The 18,979-nt window shown below is 36.6% G+C and carries 16 protein-coding genes; 9 read left to right on the top strand and 7 right to left on the bottom strand.

Annotated features, from left to right (window positions below; genetic code table 11):
• The first annotated feature begins 64 nt into the window (after positions 1–64).
• The 9 genes from M666_RS09895 to M666_RS09855 all read left to right on the top strand — a co-directional run bounded on the left by M666_RS09895 (position 65) and on the right by M666_RS09855 (position 11,222).
• Positions 65–856 (top strand): IclR family transcriptional regulator, encoded by a 792-nt coding sequence (locus tag M666_RS09895; protein ID WP_029446850.1) that lies wholly within the window; start codon positions 65–67, stop codon positions 854–856.
• A gap of 218 nt (positions 857–1,074) precedes the next feature.
• Positions 1,075–2,091, top strand: coding sequence for a (R,R)-butanediol dehydrogenase (locus M666_RS09890; protein WP_029446851.1), 1,017 nt, complete (start codon positions 1,075–1,077; stop codon positions 2,089–2,091).
• Positions 2,092–2,107: 16 nt separating this feature from the next.
• Positions 2,108–2,872 carry an SDR family NAD(P)-dependent oxidoreductase gene (locus tag M666_RS09885; RefSeq protein ID WP_173399844.1) on the top strand — a complete coding sequence of 255 codons (765 nt, stop codon included), beginning with the start codon at positions 2,108–2,110 and terminating at the stop codon, positions 2,870–2,872.
• Positions 2,873–2,899: 27 nt separating this feature from the next.
• The gene (locus M666_RS09880; RefSeq protein WP_029446853.1) at positions 2,900–4,303 is read left to right on the top strand and encodes a sulfatase; all 1,404 of its coding nucleotides are present in this window, start codon (positions 2,900–2,902) and stop codon (positions 4,301–4,303) included.
• Between the two features lie 11 nt (positions 4,304–4,314).
• Positions 4,315–5,769 (top strand): aldehyde dehydrogenase, encoded by a 1,455-nt coding sequence (gene aldA, locus M666_RS09875; protein ID WP_029446854.1) that lies wholly within the window; start codon positions 4,315–4,317, stop codon positions 5,767–5,769.
• A gap of 62 nt (positions 5,770–5,831) precedes the next feature.
• A complete protein-coding gene (locus tag M666_RS09870; protein WP_029446855.1) occupies positions 5,832–8,018 on the top strand; it encodes a glycoside hydrolase family 3 C-terminal domain-containing protein in 2,187 nt (728 codons plus the stop codon).
• 17 nt (positions 8,019–8,035) lie between these two features.
• Positions 8,036–9,127, top strand: coding sequence for a mandelate racemase/muconate lactonizing enzyme family protein (locus M666_RS09865; protein WP_029446856.1), 1,092 nt, complete (start codon positions 8,036–8,038; stop codon positions 9,125–9,127).
• Positions 9,128–9,136: 9 nt separating this feature from the next.
• Positions 9,137–10,186 (top strand): aldose epimerase family protein, encoded by a 1,050-nt coding sequence (locus M666_RS09860; protein ID WP_029446857.1) that lies wholly within the window; start codon positions 9,137–9,139, stop codon positions 10,184–10,186.
• Between the two features lie 22 nt (positions 10,187–10,208).
• Positions 10,209–11,222 (top strand): L-rhamnose/proton symporter RhaT, encoded by a 1,014-nt coding sequence (locus tag M666_RS09855; protein WP_029446858.1) that lies wholly within the window; start codon positions 10,209–10,211, stop codon positions 11,220–11,222.
• A gap of 66 nt (positions 11,223–11,288) precedes the next feature.
• Here the strand turns inward: M666_RS09855 and M666_RS09850 are convergent, their stop codons facing one another.
• The 7 genes from M666_RS09850 to M666_RS09820 all read right to left on the bottom strand — a co-directional run bounded on the left by M666_RS09850 (position 11,289) and on the right by M666_RS09820 (position 18,976).
• Entirely contained in the window at positions 11,289–12,239 is a 951-nt protein-coding gene (locus M666_RS09850) for a family 16 glycosylhydrolase (RefSeq protein ID WP_029446859.1), read from the bottom strand.
• A 152-nt stretch (positions 12,240–12,391) separates the two neighbouring features.
• Positions 12,392–12,733, bottom strand: coding sequence for an L-rhamnose mutarotase (locus tag M666_RS09845; RefSeq protein WP_024481433.1), 342 nt, complete (start codon positions 12,731–12,733; stop codon positions 12,392–12,394).
• Positions 12,734–12,738: 5 nt separating this feature from the next.
• Positions 12,739–14,076: an L-fucose:H+ symporter permease gene (gene fucP, locus M666_RS09840; protein WP_029446860.1), complete on the bottom strand. Its 1,338-nt coding sequence runs from the start codon at positions 14,074–14,076 to the stop codon at positions 12,739–12,741.
• 95 nt (positions 14,077–14,171) lie between these two features.
• Positions 14,172–14,963 (bottom strand): SDR family oxidoreductase, encoded by a 792-nt coding sequence (locus tag M666_RS09835; protein ID WP_029446861.1) that lies wholly within the window; start codon positions 14,961–14,963, stop codon positions 14,172–14,174.
• A 10-nt stretch (positions 14,964–14,973) separates the two neighbouring features.
• Positions 14,974–15,801, bottom strand: a complete 828-nt coding sequence (locus M666_RS09830) for an amidohydrolase family protein (protein WP_029446862.1) — start codon at positions 15,799–15,801, stop codon at positions 14,974–14,976.
• Positions 15,802–15,810: 9 nt separating this feature from the next.
• The gene (locus M666_RS09825) at positions 15,811–17,262 is read right to left on the bottom strand and encodes a tagaturonate reductase (protein ID WP_029446863.1); all 1,452 of its coding nucleotides are present in this window, start codon (positions 17,260–17,262) and stop codon (positions 15,811–15,813) included.
• A gap of 61 nt (positions 17,263–17,323) precedes the next feature.
• A complete protein-coding gene (locus tag M666_RS09820) occupies positions 17,324–18,976 on the bottom strand; it encodes a UxaA family hydrolase (RefSeq protein ID WP_029446864.1) in 1,653 nt (550 codons plus the stop codon).
• Positions 18,977–18,979: the final 3 nt, after the last annotated feature.

The following is an 18,979-nucleotide window of genomic DNA, read 5'->3' as shown; positions in this document are numbered from 1 at the left end:
TCTTTTTTTTTGACGCCTTGTAATTAGCTAAATAATAGTAGTTTTGTATTTCAAATGTTTCTCGATGAATAAGCCTAAGACCGATTTAAAATCTGAATACAATGTTCCTAATTTAGAACGAGGGTTACTCGTCATCGAATTATTAGCCACTAAAAAAAACGGATTAACCTTAGCGGAGATTACGGAAACTTTAGCGCTTACCAAAACATCTGCATTTAGAGTGGTAAGCACGCTTATCTTTAAAAATTACCTTCAGAAAAACGAGACCACAAAAAAAATTACCCTTTCTCGGAAAATGCTCACCTTGGGTATTTCTGCAATGACAGAACAAAGCATTGTTGAAATGTCTATTGATGTAATGCGCGCCCTGAGAGATGAATTAAAAGAGTCCGTTATGCTAGGTATACTTTTAGGCGATAAAGGCACAATTCTAGAACAAGTCTCTTCCTCTTATCCCGTAAAATTATTTGTAGAACAAGGCACCCAATTTAGCCTACATAGTTCTGTTGGTGGAAAATCTATACTAGCCAACATGCCTCAAGAAGATTGTAATGATATTCTCAAGAAAATAACACTTACAAAATTTACCAAAAACACGATTACCTCAAAAAAAGAGTTTAAAAAAACCTTACTGGATGTAAGACAAAAAGGCTACGCGATTGATAATGGCGAGGACATTCAAGGTATTCATTGTATTGGAGCCCCGATTTATAATGAATCTGGTTACCCCGTTGCTGCACTTTGGATAACCGCACCTCATGGTAGATTACCCCATGAAGAATTTGATTCGAAAGGAAAAATCATAGCGCAATATGCTTTAGATATCTCTACCAAATTGGGCTATATCTCTCAATAAACAAACTTCTTAAGCCAAACCTATTGGCTCTTATTTTCAAAATGTATTCTTTTTAAATCAGTTTTATCTTAAAGCTATTTTTAAAGGCCTGACAACATCATCCTAAATTTTAACAATTTAGCTACAATCTATGCATTTTTATACGCTTGTTGTTTTATAAATAATTGTATATTTGTTTCAAATGTGAAACTAGTTTATTATTTGAAACAATAAATTTAATGAAAGCAACCATATACGAAGGCAATAAAACCTTTACAGTTATAGACAAAGAAATTGAACAACCTAGCAATAGAGAAGTTCGAATTAAAGTAGCGTATTCAGGTGTTTGTGGCACTGATGTGCACATTTACCACGGTATGATGGATAAGCGCGTTGCTATGCCACAAACTATAGGACATGAGATGTCTGGTATTATTGATGCAGTAGGCACAGGTGTTACTGGCTTTTCCGTTGGGGAAAAAGTAGTGGTACGCCCCTTAGATGATAGAAAAGTAAAAGCTTCTGATAAAGGTTTTAATCACATCTGTGAAGAATTAAAATTTATTGGTATAGATAGCCCAGGATCAATGCAGCAATATTGGAACGTTCCTGCCTTTGTACTTCATAAATTAAAAGCGGAGACCGATTTGAAATTAGCAGCCTTAATAGAACCCCTATCTGTTGCCACACATGATGTGCGCAGAAGTGGTTTAGTAAAAGGAGAAACTGCCGTAGTTTTAGGCGGCGGTCCTATTGGCTTATTAGTGGCCATGGTCGCTAAAGAAGTAGGTGCACAAGTAATAATATCTGAAGTAAATCCTAAACGTATTGCAAAAGCAAAAGAATTAGGATTTGATGCCGTGAGTCCGCTTGAATTAGATTTAGTTGAATATGTAAAAAGCAAGACAGAAAACAGACGTGCAGATGTGGTTTTTGAAGTAGCTGGTGTGCAGCCTGCTTTAGATGTGATGTGTGAAGTAGCAGGTATTCGAGGAAGAATTTTAATGGTAGCCATCCATGGAGAGAAAAAACCAGTAGATCTATTTAAATTTTTCTGGAAAGAGCTAAGCTTAATAGGGGCTCGTGTATACGAAAAAGAAGATTATGAAAAAGCCATTGAACTGATCACTGCAAATGAATTGCCATTTGAACAAATGATTACAGATGTGCAGCCTTTAACGAACATTCAACAAGTTTTTGAAAACATAGATAACAATCCTGACGGCTTAAAAGTATTAATGGATTGCCAATTATAACACACAAACAATGAGCATATTAGATAGTTTTAGCCTAAAAGGCAAAGTGGCCCTAGTAACGGGTTGTAAAAGAGGAATTGGAAAAGGAATGGCTTTAGCGCTTGCAGAAGCAGGTGCAGATATAATCGGGGTCTCGGCATCATTAGAAGCTAGTGGTAGTGCCGTAGAGAAAGAAGTTAGTGCACTTGGACGAAAGTTTAGCGCCTACCAATGCGATTTTTCAGATAGAAAAGCCCTTTATAATTTTATAGCGAAGGTAAAAGAAAACCATCCTACTATAGATATTTTGGTTAACAATGCAGGTACTATCTTAAGAACTCCTGCTGCTGAACACCCAGATGATATGTGGGATAAAGTTATTGAAGTAAACCAAAATGCGCAATTTATTCTAACCCGTGAAATTGGGAAAGATATGATAGCCCGTGGCTCTGGAAAAATAGTATTTACGGCCTCATTATTAACATATCAAGGAGGAATTACCGTACCTGGCTACGCAGCAAGTAAAGGTGCAATTGGTCAAATGATTATGGCATTCGCTAATGAATGGGCTAGCAAAGGTGTCAATGTAAACGGGATTGCCCCAGGCTATATTTCTACGGACAACACTGAAGCATTACGTAATGATCCTGAACGTGCTAAATCTATTTTATCTCGTATACCAGCAGGTAGATGGGGAGAACCTAAAGATTTTGCAGGACCCATAGTTTTCTTGTGCTCTAAGGCATCAGACTACATGCATGGATCAATTACCCTTGTAGACGGGGGTTGGATGGGAAGATAAATTTAAATTTTAAAAAAAAGGTATACAATGCATCATCGGTACATAAAAATAATAATAATTCTGCTAGGCTTTTTTAAGGTGAGTTTTTTAACTGCTCAGCAGCAACCAAATATTGTGTTTATTTTATCCGATGATGCGGGCTATGCTGATTTCGGCTTTCAAGGAAGCAAAGAATTTAAAACACCTGAATTAGACAAGCTTGCTAAAAAGAGTATTAAATTTTCTCAAGCGTATGTAAGCGCTGCTGTTTGCGGCCCTTCCAGAGCCGGAATATTAACCGGAAAATACCAACAAAAATTTGGTTTTGAAGAAAACAATGTTCCTGGTTATATGAGTACTTCTGGTATCATAGGCGATGAAATGGGTTTGCCTTTAGACCAAATTACGATTGCCGATTATCTACAAGATCTAGGCTATAAAACCGCACTTTTCGGAAAATGGCATCAAGGGAATGCAGATCGTTTTCATCCTACAAAACGTGGCTTTGATGAATTCTATGGATTTAGAGGTGGTGCTCGCAGTTATATGCCTTATGATGATTCTAATCTTTTAAGCAGAAACGAAGACCGACTAGAAAGAGGGTTTGGTAACTTCTTAGAACATGAAGGGTATCTTACAGATGAACTGGCTCATGAAGCTATTTCATTCATCAACAGAAATAAAGAAAATCCATTTTTTATCTATTTATCCTTTAATGCAGTGCATACCCCTATGGAAGCTACTGCTGAAGATTTAAAGCAGTTTCCTCATTTAAAAGGAAAAAGGAAGACATTGGCAGCAATGACGTTGGCCATGGATCGTGCTATTGGTACAGTCCTAAAAGAACTGGACAAACTAGGCCTTTCAAAAAACACATTAATTGTTTTTACCAATGACAATGGTGGTCCATCAGACGCTAATGATTCTGACAATAGTCCGTTAAGTGGTACCAAAGCAAATCATTTAGAAGGCGGAATTAGAGTGCCTTTTTTAATGTCTTGGCCTAAACAATTACAAAAAAATAAAAATTACAACTACCCTATTAGCACCTTAGATCTTTTCCCTACTTTTTTATCCGCTGCAAGCGGAAATAATAGTGAAATTGAAGGATTAGACGGCGTAGATCTCTTACCATATTTAAAAGGAGAAAACACAGAAAGTCCACACGAGTTTCTATACTGGAAAAAAGAAAACAGAGGAGCCATTAGAAATCAGGATTGGAAATTACTACGCTTTCCAGACAGGCCTGCAGAATTGTACAACTTAAAAGAAGACGAATCAGAAATCAATGATTTGGCAGACCAATATCCTGAAAAAGTAAAAGAACTTTACAAACAACTATTCACTTGGGAATTGACATTGGAACGTCCTCTTTGGCAATTACGGAGAGAATTTGAAGGAAAAGCTGCGGACCGAATGGATGCCTATAGAAAAACGAATACAAAACAATAATACCATATACTATGTCATCAATACAAGAATACAAGCTTTTTATAAACGGAGAATGGAGAACCTCAACATCAGGAGAAACTATAGATATCATTAGCCCTTCCAATGGAGAGATTGTAGCACGTGTGCAAAACGGTACTGCCGAAGAAGCTATAGAAACACTTCAATTTGCAGATAAAGCTCAAAAAGAATGGAAAAAATTACCTGCTAGAACCAGAGCAGATTTGTTATATAAGTTAGCCGATGAAATTGATGCAAATACAGAATATCTAGCAGAATTGTTAACTAAAGAACAAGGAAAACTTTTAAAAGTAGCTCGGTTTGAAGTAGCTGTTACAGCTTCATTTATCAGATATGCTTGCGAAGGTGCACGTAGAATTGAAGGAGATATTATTCCTTCTGACAATCCGAACGAACAAATATGGATTCAAAAAGTTCCTCGTGGAGTCGTAGTTGCTATTACGGCTTGGAATTTCCCACTGGCGTTAGCAGGTCGTAAATTGGGACCAGCTTTAGTTGCCGGAAATGCGATCGTAATTAAACCAACTTCTGAAACGCCTTTGGCAACTTTGGAGTTAGGAAATTTAGCAAATAAGGTAGGTATCCCTGCAGGAGTTATCAATATTCTTACAGGACCAGGTAGAGCTATGGGGAATGCCTTAGTAGAAAGTCCTATTTGCAAAATGGTCACCATGACTGGCTCTACACCGGTTGGCCAACAAATAGCACGTAATGCTGCTCAAAACTTAACACATGTTCAATTAGAGTTAGGAGGCAAGGCACCTTTTATCGTTTTTGAAGATGCCGATATTGATGCTGCTGTAGATGCCGCTTTACATTCTCGTTTTGACAATTGCGGACAAGTGTGCACCTGTAACGAAAGAATGTATTTACATGAAGGTATTTATGATGCGTTTATGGAAAAATTCATAGCAAAAACAAAAGCTATAAAAGTTGGCGATCCTATGTTAGAAGATACAGATATGGGGCCTAAAGTAAATGCTGCAGAATTAAAGCACATGGAGCACTTAGTAGCGGTAAGTATTCAAGAAGGTGCAACCGTTGCCACAGGAGGTAAAAGACCGGAAGGTGCCGAGTTTGAAAAAGGATTTTGGTTTGAGCCTACCGTTTTAACGAATGTGACTCAAGATATGACTATTGTTCACGAAGAATCATTTGGCCCTATTCTACCGGTTTTAAAATTCAAAACTTTTGACGAAGTCATTGAGTATGCAAATGACTGTGAATATGGTTTGGCGGCAATGGTTTTTACCAATGATATGAATACCATCATGAAATGTAATGATGAATTAGAATATGGTGAAATCTACGTAAACCGTGGCCATGGAGAGCAGCACCAAGGGTTCCATAATGGATATAAATTATCGGGTTCTGGTGGTGAAGATGGCAAGTATGGTTTTGAACAATACATGGAAAAGAAAACTTTTTACATTAGACATAAAGCATAATTAGTTTGTATGAATTGGGTTTGTACTATAGAACTACAAGCCCAATTATTTTATTTAGAAAAATGAACAAAAAGTCCTTAATTTTTTTAATTCTTTTTAGCGTAATCTCTCAAGGTTATGCTCAAAATAATTTTGAATGGTTTGATGAAACTATTGCTTTTGAAGAGCGAGTAGATGCATTAATTAAGGAAATGACCATTGCTGAAAAATGTGGTCAATTTTTATCAGCGTCTCCTAAAATTGAGCGCTTAGGAATACCCGAATACAATTGGTGGAATGAAGCACTTCACGGTGTTGCCCGTAATGGAAAAGCTACCATTTTCCCTCAAGGTATTGCCATGGGTGCAACTTTTAATCCTTCTTTAATAAAACAAGTAGCAAGCGCCATATCTGACGAAGGAAGAGCTAAATTTCAAGTTTCAAAATCTATTGGTAACCGAGGTATGTATGCTGGTTTAACCTATTGGTCTCCTAACATAAATATTTTCAGAGATCCACGATGGGGTCGCGGTCAGGAAACCTATGGTGAAGATCCTTTTTTAACTTCAAAAATTGGTGTAGCTTTTGTTGAAGGCTTGCAGGGTGATAATCCTAAATATTTCAAATCTACAGCATGTGCTAAGCATTTTGCTGTGCACTCTGGCCCCGAAGCTTTGCGCCATTCATTTAATGCCAGCCCATCTAAATTAGATTTAAATGAAACCTACCTTCCTGCTTTTGAAGCCTTAGTCAAAGAAGGTAATGTACAAGGTATCATGGGGGCTTATAATGCCGTTTATGGGGAGCCTGTAAACAGCAGTAAATTTCTACTGGATGATATTCTAAAAAAAGAATGGGGTTTTAACGGGTATATTGTTTCCGATTGTGGTGCATTGGGTGATATTTATCAAGGGCATAAAAGAGCTAAAACTGCCGAAGAAGCTGCTGCTTTAGCACTACTTGCAGGAGTAAATTTAAATTGTGGATGGATTTATAATAATCTAACAAAAGCATTAGACCAAGGTTTAATTACCGAAGAATTAATTGATGAACGCTTAAAAAAACTATTCCTAATTCGGTTTAAACTAGGCTTCTTTGATAAGGAAGAAAGCAACCCATACAACCTCATCGGCACGGAAGTCATCAATTCTAAAAAAAACAAAGAACTTGCTAGAACGGTAGCACAACAGTCCATCGTATTACTTAAAAATGATAATAATACGTTACCCTTAGATAAAAATATAAAATCTCTTTATGTAACAGGACCATTTGCGGCGTCAACAGATATTTTATTAGCCAACTACTATGGCATGTCTCCCAATATGGTCACCGTCTTAGAAGGTGTTTCCGAAAAAATTTCTCTAGGTACTTCCTTAGAGTACAGACTCGGTGTTTTGCCTTTTCAGAAAAATTTAAACCCATTAAATTGGGCACCAAAAGTTGCTAAAACTACAGATGCTACTATTCTTGTGGTTGGCATATCTAATGAGATTGAAGGAGAAGAAGTAGATGCCATTGCTTCAGAAAACAAAGGTGATCGAAAAGACCTAAGACTTCCACAAAGTCAAATAGAGTATATCAAGGAAATTAGCGAAAATAAAGTAGGACCGTTAATTTTAGTTTTGGGTACTGGGAGTCCGGTTTCTTTAGAAGAAATAGAACCTTTAGTAGATGCTATCGTTTTAATGTGGTATCCGGGTGAGCAAGGTGGTAATGCCGTTGCCGATGTTCTTTTTGGAGATGTTGCGCCATCTGGTCACTTACCTATTACATTCCCGAAAAACGTAGCACAACTACCTCCTTTTGATTCTTATAGCATGACAGGTAGAACCTATAAATATATGACCAAAGAACCCATGTATCCGTTTGGCTTTGGTCTTTCTTACGCTAAAACAAAATTTAACAATGCCTCTGCAAGTACCGCTGCCTTAAAAAGAAAACAATCAGTACACATCACTTTTGATGTCAAAAACACCGGTGCTATGAAGCTTCAAGAAGTTGTTCAGGCCTACCTCGTACCTTTAGACATTGCAGATTACTTACCCATGTATTCTTTAAAAGCATTTAAAAGAATTGAATTAAATGGCGGAGAAACAAAAAAAATCCAATTCAATCTTTCTGCGGATGATTTTATGCAAATAAACCAAGAGGGCGTAAAGTCATGGATGAAAGGAAATTATAAAATTATCTTCAGTAACGCCTTACCAAGTAAGAGAAGTCAAGAACTTGGTGCTGCTATTCCTGTTGAAATTTCAATTAAATTAAAGTAGCAAATAATTACGATAAAATGAGCACAGCAATAAAGAGTATCATTTCAAAACTATTTAAAGTACCCCTACCGGAAGTATTGAATGATGCCAAACATGGTGACCATACCCATTTTGAATTAATTACCACCACCATTACTTTAGAAGATGGTAGTGAAGGAACCGGCTATACGTATACCGGAGGAAAAGGTGGTCATGCCATTAAAGCAATGATAGATCATGATTTCGCCGGGGTTCTTCTAGGTAAAGATGGTACAGATATAGACGGTATCTATGATTTTATGGAGTGGCATATTCACTACGTTGGTCGTGGAGGGATAGCTTCTTTTGCTATATCTACTATTGATATTGCGCTTTGGGATATTAAATGTAAAAAAGCAGCACTTCCGCTATGGAAAATGGCCGGTGGTGCAGATAATACATGTAAAGCATATTGTGGAGGAATAGATTTACAATTCCCGATACCTAAGCTTTTAAATAATATGAAAACCTATTTAGCAAATGGCTTTAACGCTGTTAAAATAAAAATAGGAAGAGAAAATTTAGAAGAGGATTTAGAACGCATAAAAGCGGTACGAGAATTTATTGGTCCAGAAGTAACATTCATGGTAGATGCTAATTATTCTATGTCTATTGAAAAAGCAATTAGGGCCATTGAAGGTTTTAAAAAATATAATATCACTTGGTTCGAAGAACCTATTATTCCCGATGACTATAAAGGGTTTGCGGAAATTGCAGAGAAAACGGGATTCCCATTAGCTATGGGAGAAAACCTGCATACTATTCATGAATTTGAATATGCTTTTGATCAAGCAAAATTATCCTTTATTCAGCCAGATGCTTCTAATTGTGGTGGAGTTACGGGTTGGCTTAAAGCCGCACGTTTAGCAGACAAGCACGGAATACCGGCATGCTCTCATGGTATGCAAGAACTACATGTAAGTTTAGTTTCTGCACAACCAAATGCGGGATGGTTGGAAGTTCATAGTTTCCCTATTGATACATATACCACCAGACCACTCGTAGTAGAAAATTACCGTGCAGTAGCCTCTGACGAGCCTGGAACAGGGGTGGTTTTTAATTGGGAAAAACTAGCACCATATCAACAATAAAATAATCGTATGAAAGTGATAAAAAGTGATTTCGGAGTTATAGAAGATAAGAAAGTAGCATTATTTACTTTAAAAAATGCTAAAGGTATGGTAGTGAAAATTACCAACTACGGAGCTACTATCACCTCCATACAACTACCCGATGCTCAAGGGGAACTGAAAGAAATTGTATGTGGTTTTGATTCCTTAGAAGGCTATTTCTCTGAAGCATATAAAAATAACTCCCCTTATTTTGGAGCTACGGTGGGCCGGTATTGCTCTCAAATAAAAGATGCGAAGTTTAGCCTAAATGGCAAAACCTACGATTTAGCAGATAACTGTGGCCCTAACAATTTACATGGTGGCGTTATTGGTTTTGATAAGAGAATTTGGAGTGTCACCACCAAGGATGCCGATGCAGCTTCTATTACGATGTCTTTACAAAGTAAAGCTATGGAAGAAGGCTTTCCTGGGAACGTAAAATTAAGTGTTTCCTTTACGTTGACCGATCATAATGAGCTAAAAATTCAATACTTAGCCACCCCAGATGAAGATACTCCTTTATCACTCACTAACCACACCTATTTTAATTTATCAGGCTTCTCTGAGAGCATAGAAAACCATACCGCTCAAGTGCATACCAACAAGCGTTTAGCATTAGATGAAACTGGTGCCGCTACGGGAAAAATAATCAATGTAGAAGGGCAACCTGATGATTTACGAGAAGAAAAACGTATTGGAGCTGTTCACGAAGCCATAAATGATGGCTTTGAACATTTTTATGTTTTTGATGAAGAAGAAGCCCTAAAGAACGTAGCTTCAATTGTTGATAGTCAGAAACTAGTACGTTTAGATGTTTATTCTACAGAGCCCTGTATGCTTTTGTATACGGGAAAATATACTTCAGATGATTTGAAAAGAGAAAACGGAATTCAATATGGTAAATATAGAGGATTCTGTTGCGAAACACATCGATATCCTAATGGGCCTAATATTGAAGGTTCTCCTAAATCGATTACCAAAGCTGGCGAAAATTTCACGAGCACGACGGTATTCAAATTTTCATTTTACGATAATTAATTAACTCAAAAAATAACCAATTATGACAGAAGGAGTTTTACTGGCAATTTTTGCCGGACTAATGCTTGGACTTTATGCCTTACCTGAAAAGTTCACTAAGGGCTTTAAGTATGAAAACACTTGGAGTTTATTCTTTTTACTCACCATGTTTGTGGTACCCATCATTGCATCGGTTACTTTAATTGATGGGTTTGTTTCCATATTTGGCAATATGCCTACAGATATTTGGATAAAAATGGGTCTTACTAGTTTTCTATGGGGCGTTGGGGTTATGATGTGGAGTAAAGCCATTAATCATATTGGTCTTTCTTTAGGTTTCTCCCTTTTTATCGGTACCATAATATTAGTAGGTTCCGTCTTACCATTTATTGAAGATGGCTTACCTCCTACCAACAAACTAACAACCATTCTACTAGGACTCTTTGTTGTTTTAATAGGAATATTTGCCAATGGAAAAGCAGGCTTTATTCGTGAAAAAGTTGAAAAGGCCAATCATGAAAATAAGGAACAAAAAGGTTCTATGGCTACAGGTATTTTAATTGCGGTTATCGGTGGTTTACTCGCCACAGGATTCAGTTATGCCAATGCGGCGGGTAGACCCTATTTACATGAAGCTAGTCAGGCTGCAGGAAATGCGGAATGGATAACAGCCGTTGCGGTAATGTTTCCTATTTTTATTAGTGGTGGTCTAGTAATGACAGCCTATTTTCTTTGGCAACTGACTACAAAAAAGGCATGGGGAGATTTTAAAACACCTGCTTTTGGTAAAAACTTTGTACTTATACTCGTCATGGCTTTCTTTCATTATGCCGCATCTGCCCTATTCGCATTTGCAGCCTATAAATTAGGTGCTTCAGGAAATACCGTTGGGTACGCCATATTTAATACCTCTTGTGTGGTAACAGCTATTATCAGTGGTATTATCACCAAGGAATGGGTTAAAGCTTCGCCCAAGGCACGGAAATTCTTATATGTTGGTTTAAGCTGTATGGTAATAGGTATCGTCATTGTTGCTTACAGCAATAGTTTAGCATAAGCCTACCTTAAAAAACATTATTTAAAAAAAGCCAAATCATTTTTGATTTGGCTTTCTTATTGCTTATTATTCCGGTTTGTAAACCCGAATCCAATCTACTTTCATGACTGTTTTTTCTTCATTAGTTACCGTAGGGTCTGTTAAAAAATTAATTCCTTGAGTTTCCCTCCAGGACTGTGCTGCGGCGCTAATAATCATATGCATTGGTTTAGTTAAACCCATACCATCGGTATACCTCTCAGGGTCTATTTCTGCAATGGGTGTTTTACGAACTAGAACGCCATCAACATAATAAGATAAATTCCAAGGGTCCTCCCATAATACTCCATACTTATGATAATCTTCTGACCAAATGGTATTATTACCATCCGCATACCAAGTTTCAGTACCTGTTGGTTGATAATCTTGAAACGGTTCTCGAATAAATACATGATGACTCAAATGCAATCGTTTTGAGAAATAATCATTGCTTTTAGCTCCAAAGGCTTCTAAGTTATCTATCTCCTCCGTAGAATCATCACTAAGCATCCATACCGCAGAAGAAAGAACAGATTCGCTTAGCTTAACACGTACTTCCATATATAAAGGATAAGTCGCCTTTGCTTTAGACGTAATACAACCGGTTTTGATAATTCCGTTATCAATAGTTGCCTTAAATAGTAATTCCCCATCTTCTATTGACGATTGTGCTGCGGTATACTTTGTTATACCTGGACCTGTCCAACCATTAAAAAATCCGTCATGCCAATCTTCAGAAAACTTTTCGGACTGTTTCCCTTCTGTATCATTAAACTCGTTAGATACATTAGCTTGTATAGTCCATGTTTTTCCTGCTCCTGCATTTGGTAAAAATGCAACATCAGTACTTTCAGGAGCACTTAAATCATCCAAGACTGTTTTTTCTTCACCTAAAGGCTCATTAGATACACTTTGATGTTGGGTAGAGCAACTCCCCAGAAATATACTTATCATCAAAACTCTAAAAGCATTGCCCATCGCGATTATTTTATTTTTCATCTCTTAAATTTTATACTAACTGAAGATCTCAAAAAATAAATCATACCGCGAACGGTACCACTAGACAAAAACTGAACTAAAAAAAAAGAGTTTAGGAGTTTTATATAAAACTCCTAAACTCTAAACTATCTAACACTAAAACTAACGATATCTTACAACTGGAAAATCTTATCTAATGCAATCCATTTTTCGCCTTTTTCTGCCCATGGCAATTCTTGTTGATAATCCCACATGAGATTTTCCCATTCCTGCACTTTTGGATTTTGAGCATCCATTGCTGCTTTTTTATCAGGATTAAAAGTATCATTTACTTCCATGATCATAAACATTCTATTTCCTGTTAAATAAATTTGCATGTCTACAATACCAGCATCTTTAATGCTTTTTGTTATTTCTGGCCAAGCTTTTCCTTCCGCATGATAGGCTTTATATTCCGCTATTAATTTAGAATCATCTTTTAGATCGCAAGAATAACAATATCTCTTTATACTCATTAGTTCTATTTTTTTGATGTATTAAAAGTTACATAACCGTAGATTGTCACAACAACCAAACAGATGAGTGGTAAAATAAAGGAAAAATTAACTTCAGGAATAAATCCTAAAACCTGTACATCTGAAAAACCAGGGCCACCCCAATCTAATATTCCTCCTTGTAAAACGGGCATTAAAGCACCTCCTACAATGGCCATTACTAAACCTGCAGAACCAATCTTTGCTTCATCGCCCATATCTTTTAAGGCGATGCCATAAATTGTTGGAAACATAATGGACATAAATAATGAGATTCCTACTAGTGAATACAAGCCTATTTCTCCTGGCAATAAAATGGCTCCTGCAGAAAAAATAACTCCTCCAAGTCCAAATAACATTAGAACCTTAGACGGATTCATGGTTTTCATTAAAGCTGTACCTATCCATCTTCCTGATAAAAATATAATCATAGCTGCTACATTATACCACGTTGCCGTTAATGCCTGATCTTCTGGTAAACTTTCATTGATATTATCTACATATTGAAAAATATAAGTCCAACACATAATTTGAGCTCCTACATAAAATGCTTGTGCCACTACCCCAAAAAGGTAATTTTTATTGGCGAACAATTTTTGAAACGACGCTGAGAGCGACATCTTATCAGCAGCTACCGTTTTAGGTATTTTAGTAAATAAGATGACTCCCATAATAACCAACACCACTAGACCTAAAATAATATAAGGAACACTAATTACACTTAAGTCATTTTCTCTCACCACAGCTTTTGCACTGGTAGATAGGGTATCATACACCAATTCTCCTGCTTCATTTTTATCATCGGAACGCAATGCAGAGATAACAAACTGTTGCGCAACAATCATCCCTATTAAAGAGCCTATGGGATTAAAAGCCTGGGCTAAATTTAAACGTTGCGTTGCCGTTTCTCTATCTCCTAAGGATAAAATTAAGGGATTAGAAGTTGTTTCTAAAAATGCCAACCCGCAGGTAATTACCCAAAGTGATATTAAAAAATAATTAAATTCTTGAAAAGCTGCAGCTGGATAAAACAAGAAAGCGCCAATAGCATATAATGTTAAGCCTAAAATTATTCCAGCTTTATAACTGTATTTTCTGATAAATAACGCTGCTGGTAAGGCCATAAAAAAGTATCCAAAATAAAATGCAAATTGCACTAAAGAAGCTTGCATATTAGATAGTTCCGGCATCACTTTTTTAAATGCAGAAACCATAGGATTCGTTAAATCATTGGCAATACCCCATAAGGCAAATAAAGAAGTAATGATAATAAAAGGAAATAATAACTCTCGTTTTACAACTGGCGTATTTTTAGATTGACTCATATGTAGATTGATTAATTTTAAAATCAAAAATAGAAATGACAAGGGTGCTTCAAGGCGATAAGCGTCTTAAATAATAACACAAATGTCTTTTAATCTTATTCTGTGAGTAGTGATCTATCCAAATGAACGTATCCGCCATCTACAGTTATAAATTGTCCTGTAGTATGTGATGATTTCTCTGAGATGGTAAACAAACATTGATCTGCAATTTCCGCAGGCATGGTCATTCTATTTTCTAAAGGAATTTTCTTTACAATAGCATTCAATTTTTCTTCGCCGTTTTCTAAGGTTTTTATCCAAGCATCATAGGCGGGAGTCCAACTTTCTGCAATAACTATGGCATTGGAACGAATTCCGAATTTTATTAAATCTACAGCCCATTCACGAGTTAGACCAAAAACACCTCCTTTAGAAGCTGCATAGCCAGACGTTCCTCCTTGCCCCGTAAGCGCAACTTTAGAACCTATATTTAGAATATTTCCTTTTGTTTTTTTCAACATTGGAAGGCAGTATTTCGTCATTGCAAAATAACTTACCATATTTAGCTTTAAAGAGTACATAAAATCATCAATAGAAGCATCTAAACCTGCACCATCATTTACACCTACATTATTAATGAGCGCATCGATTTTACCGTATTTATTTTCTATTTTTCTTACTGCTGCTTCAATCTGAACGGCATCCGATAAATCTGTTTTCACAAACAACGCATCAATCCCTTTGTCCTGTAATTCTTTCTCGTAGCCAAACCCTCTATCATTACGGCAAACAATAACTGGAATTGCACCTTCTGCAGCTAAATGTTGAACAATAGTTTCTCCAATGCTACCTTTTATACCTGCAGCACCAGTGACTACAATGATCTTATCTTTTAACTTTAAATCCATCTGCTATATTTTATAAATTGTAAAACTTTATGGCATTCAAGCCCATAATTTTGGCCTGATCATCCTCTGGTAAGTGCGCAATAAAATTGGTCACTATTTCTTTTACCCTTTGATAATTTCCTGCTACTAAACATACCGGCCAATCAGAGCCAAAAAGCAACTTATCGGCTCCAAAAGCATCTAACACCCATTGCATATAGGGTTGTAATTGTTCTGGCTTCCATGTATTATAATCTGCTTCCGTAATCATCCCTGAGAGTTTACAAAACACATTAGGCTCTTTTCCGATAGCCTCCATAAGCACTGCCCAACCTTCAAAAAAACCATCTTTGATATACGGCTTTGCAATATGATCTATAACAAAATTGATTTTCGGAAACTTTTTCACAAACTCTAAAACAGCTCCTAATTGATGAGGAAATACAAGAATATCATACGTAAAATTATACGGCTCTAATTTTGAAATTCCGTTTAAAAAATCGGGTCTCAATAAAAAATTGTGATCTGCCTCTCCTTGAACTACATGGCGAAACCCTTTAACAATAGGAAACTGATGGTAATGTTCTAACACCTCTTCAATATCATCGGCTCTAAAGTCTACCCAACCCACAATTCCTTTTATAAAATCGTTCTTAGAAGCCAAATCCATTAGAAAATCGGTTTCCATTGTACTTTGGTTTGCTTCAACGGCTACACAACCCGCTATACCGTTTTCAAAATAGGTTTTCTTAAGACTTGCTGGCATAAAATCTTTTCTGATTACGGCCATGTCATCGTCTATCCAACTATGTTTTTTTGGTTCGTATTTCCAAAAATGTTGATGTGAATCTATAATCATATCTCTAACTTACAAGGTGCTTAAACACACTTTTACTCCTTTTTTATCTATTGCTAATAAGACTTCTGAAATATACTTTACCAAACCAGGATACTGGCTCAGATCTGTTCCCACAATAGCACTATTGGAAAGTACATTCTGCACTAAATCATCTATAGTTTGCTCCTCTTTGGTCACCTTTCCCCATTCTTGACTAAAGAAGTCTAGAACATTTTCATCATCATTCACTGCTATTTTATCGCCTTTAAAATCTCCTTTATAAAAGCGTATCATACAAGCTAAAGAAAAGGCTATTCTTTTTGGGAAAACACCCTTCAGCTGTGTATACTCTATAAAAGCAGGTAGCAAACGCGCTTGAAATTTAGAGGTACTATTCAGCGAAATTGCAATTAGGAAATGTTTTAATGTTGGGTTCTTAAATCGATCTATAACGGCATTTATAAATGCATCTATTTCTGCTGTAGAAAAATTATTAAGTGTAGGTTTTATTTCGGTAGAAAGTACTTGCATCACATGATTACAAACTGCAGTATCATCCATGCTCTCTTTTACCGTACGTAAGCCTGCTAAATAACCTACAGGCACCAAAGAAGTATGTGCTCCGTTTAAAATACGCACTTTCATTTCTCTATATGCCGATAAATCATCTACAAACTGCACATTTAAATTTGTTTGTGCAAAAGGTAGCTCTGCCTTTACTAGAGATGGTGCTTTGATGACCCAACTATGGTAATCTTCACCAGCTACCAATAACTCATCTTTAAAACCTATTTGTTTTTCAATTGCTTCTTTACGATCTTCAGGAAAACCAGAAACTATCCGATCTACTAAAGTGCTACAGAAGTAGTTATATTTTTCTATCCAAGTCGCAAACTCTTTTTCTAACTTCCAATGTTCTGCATATTGAAGAATCGTGCTTTTTAATGCCTCCCCATTATTTTCAATCAGTTCACAGGGTAATAAAATACAGCCTTTATCTACGGCACCGTTAAAAAAATTAAATCGGTGGTACAACCATAGTGTTAATTTTGCTGGGAATTCATGCGGAGGAAAATCAGTTTGTTTATCATTCTCCGAAAATTTTATTCCGGCCTCTGTTGTATTAGAAACAATAAACCGCAGTTCTGGTTGCTCTGCTAATTGCAGGTATTTATCCCATTCTGTATAAGGCTGAATAACATCACTCACAGATTCTACTAGGGTTACTTCCGAAACTAATGCACCATTACGGACCCCATCTAACGCTACATGAAACAAACCATCTTGTGCTCTTAGCGCTGTGTAGTCACCACGTTCTGTTGGCTTGACCACAGCAACACTCCCATTAAAATCAGTGGTTTTATTTAAAACATCAAACATCCAATCACAAAAGGCTCTTAAAAAATTTCCTCCTCCAAATTGCAGTACTTTCACTGGGTGAGTAATTGGTTTATTTGCTGTAGTTCTATCTAATATTTTCATTTTCACTGCCTTTTTTTCTACTATCATCGTGCGTTTACTTTTCTTTAAACTGAAAAATAATTTATAAAGAGACTCCTCTTTTCCAAGGAATAAAGTCGTTATTCCCATGTAGTACGGCTTTTGATGCAAGCTCACCGCTTGCTACTTTTATAATATGTTCTAATATTTTTTCACCCATAGTCGCTATGGTATCTTCTCCGCTAATTACAGTACCTGCGTTGATATCAATAATATCATTCATACGTTCGTACAAATTTGTATTACTAGACATTTTTAATACAGGTGCTACAGGGTTTCCCGTTGGCGTCCCTAAACCTGTAGTAAATACTACAATATTGCACCCAGACCCTACTAAACCTGTAGTAGACTCCACATCATTGCCCGGAGTACACAGTAAATTTAACCCTGGTTTGGTCACCTGTTCCGTATAATCTAAAACCGCTACAACAGGAGAAGTTCCTCCTTTTTTAGCTGCTCCAGCAGATTTCATGGCATCCGTTATCAAACCATCTTTTATATTTCCTGGTGATGGATTATTTTCAAAACCAGAACCAACCGCTACTGCAGCAGCAGAATAGGCACGCATTAAGTTATAGAACTTTTTCGCGTCTTTTTCTGTGGCACAACGGTTAATCATTTCTTGTTCTACCCCATTCAGTTCTGGGAACTCCGCCAATACAGGACTACCGCCTAAGGCTACCAATAAATCTGAAGCATACCCCAATGCTGGATTAGCAGATATTCCTGAAAAACCATCAGAACCACCACACTCTAATCCTAACACCAACTTACTTAACGGTGCTGGTTTTCTTTCTATCTCATTGGCTTCTATCAACCCTAAAAACGTAACTTTTACTGCTTCTTCTATAAAATGTCTTTCACTTAAACTTCCTTGTTGCTCTAAATAATGTACAGGCTTATCACCATCTATATTTAACGTTTTTAACGCATTATGCAACATGGATATTTGTGCATTTTGGCATCCAAGACTTAAAATTGTAGCCCCCGCAACATTCGGATTCGCAATATATCCGGCTAATAACTTGCAAAGCGTTTCAGAGTCTTGTCTAATGCCGCCACAACCACCGTCATGCTTCAAAAATTTTATACCATCTATATTTGGAAACACTCTATTCTTAGCCATTTCCTCATGGGTAGCTATTATTGGCGTATTCAAAAGGTTTTCTTTAGAAGCACCTGCTTTATACTTACGGATTAAGGCATCGGTATCTACTGCAAAATCTTTTTTAGTTTGATATCCTAATTTTTCAGAAAGCGCCGCCTCGAGAACATCTATGTTTCTATTTTCACAAAAAGTTAATGGAATTACTAACCAGTAATTGGCGGTACCTACTTTAGTATCTTTTCTATGGTACCCATTAAAAGTGCTATTCTTAAATTTAGTAATGTCTGGAGCTTCCCAAACAAACTGCTCTTTAGTATCACTAAATGTTGCCGATGCATGTTTAACATTATCAACGGTAATAGCGGTACCCGAAAGAATTTCTTTGGTTGCTTTACCTATTAAAACGCCATACATAAATAGCTCATCGCCTACGCTAAAATCATAAAGCGCAAATTTATGTTTCTGCTTAATAGGTTCTTTTAAAATAACTTCCGTTCCTGCAACGGAAGCTACTAAGCCCTCTTTTAGGTTTGTAATCGCAACAATAATGTTGTCTTTTGAATCTATTTGAACATAGCTTTTTTGCATCTA

Origin of the sequence: Cellulophaga baltica 18, assembly GCF_000468615.2 — a bacterium.
Classification (GTDB): domain Bacteria; phylum Bacteroidota; class Bacteroidia; order Flavobacteriales; family Flavobacteriaceae; genus Cellulophaga; species Cellulophaga baltica.
The sequence above is the reverse complement of the archived record's forward strand: the minus strand, read 5'-3'. Positions and strand labels throughout refer to the sequence as shown.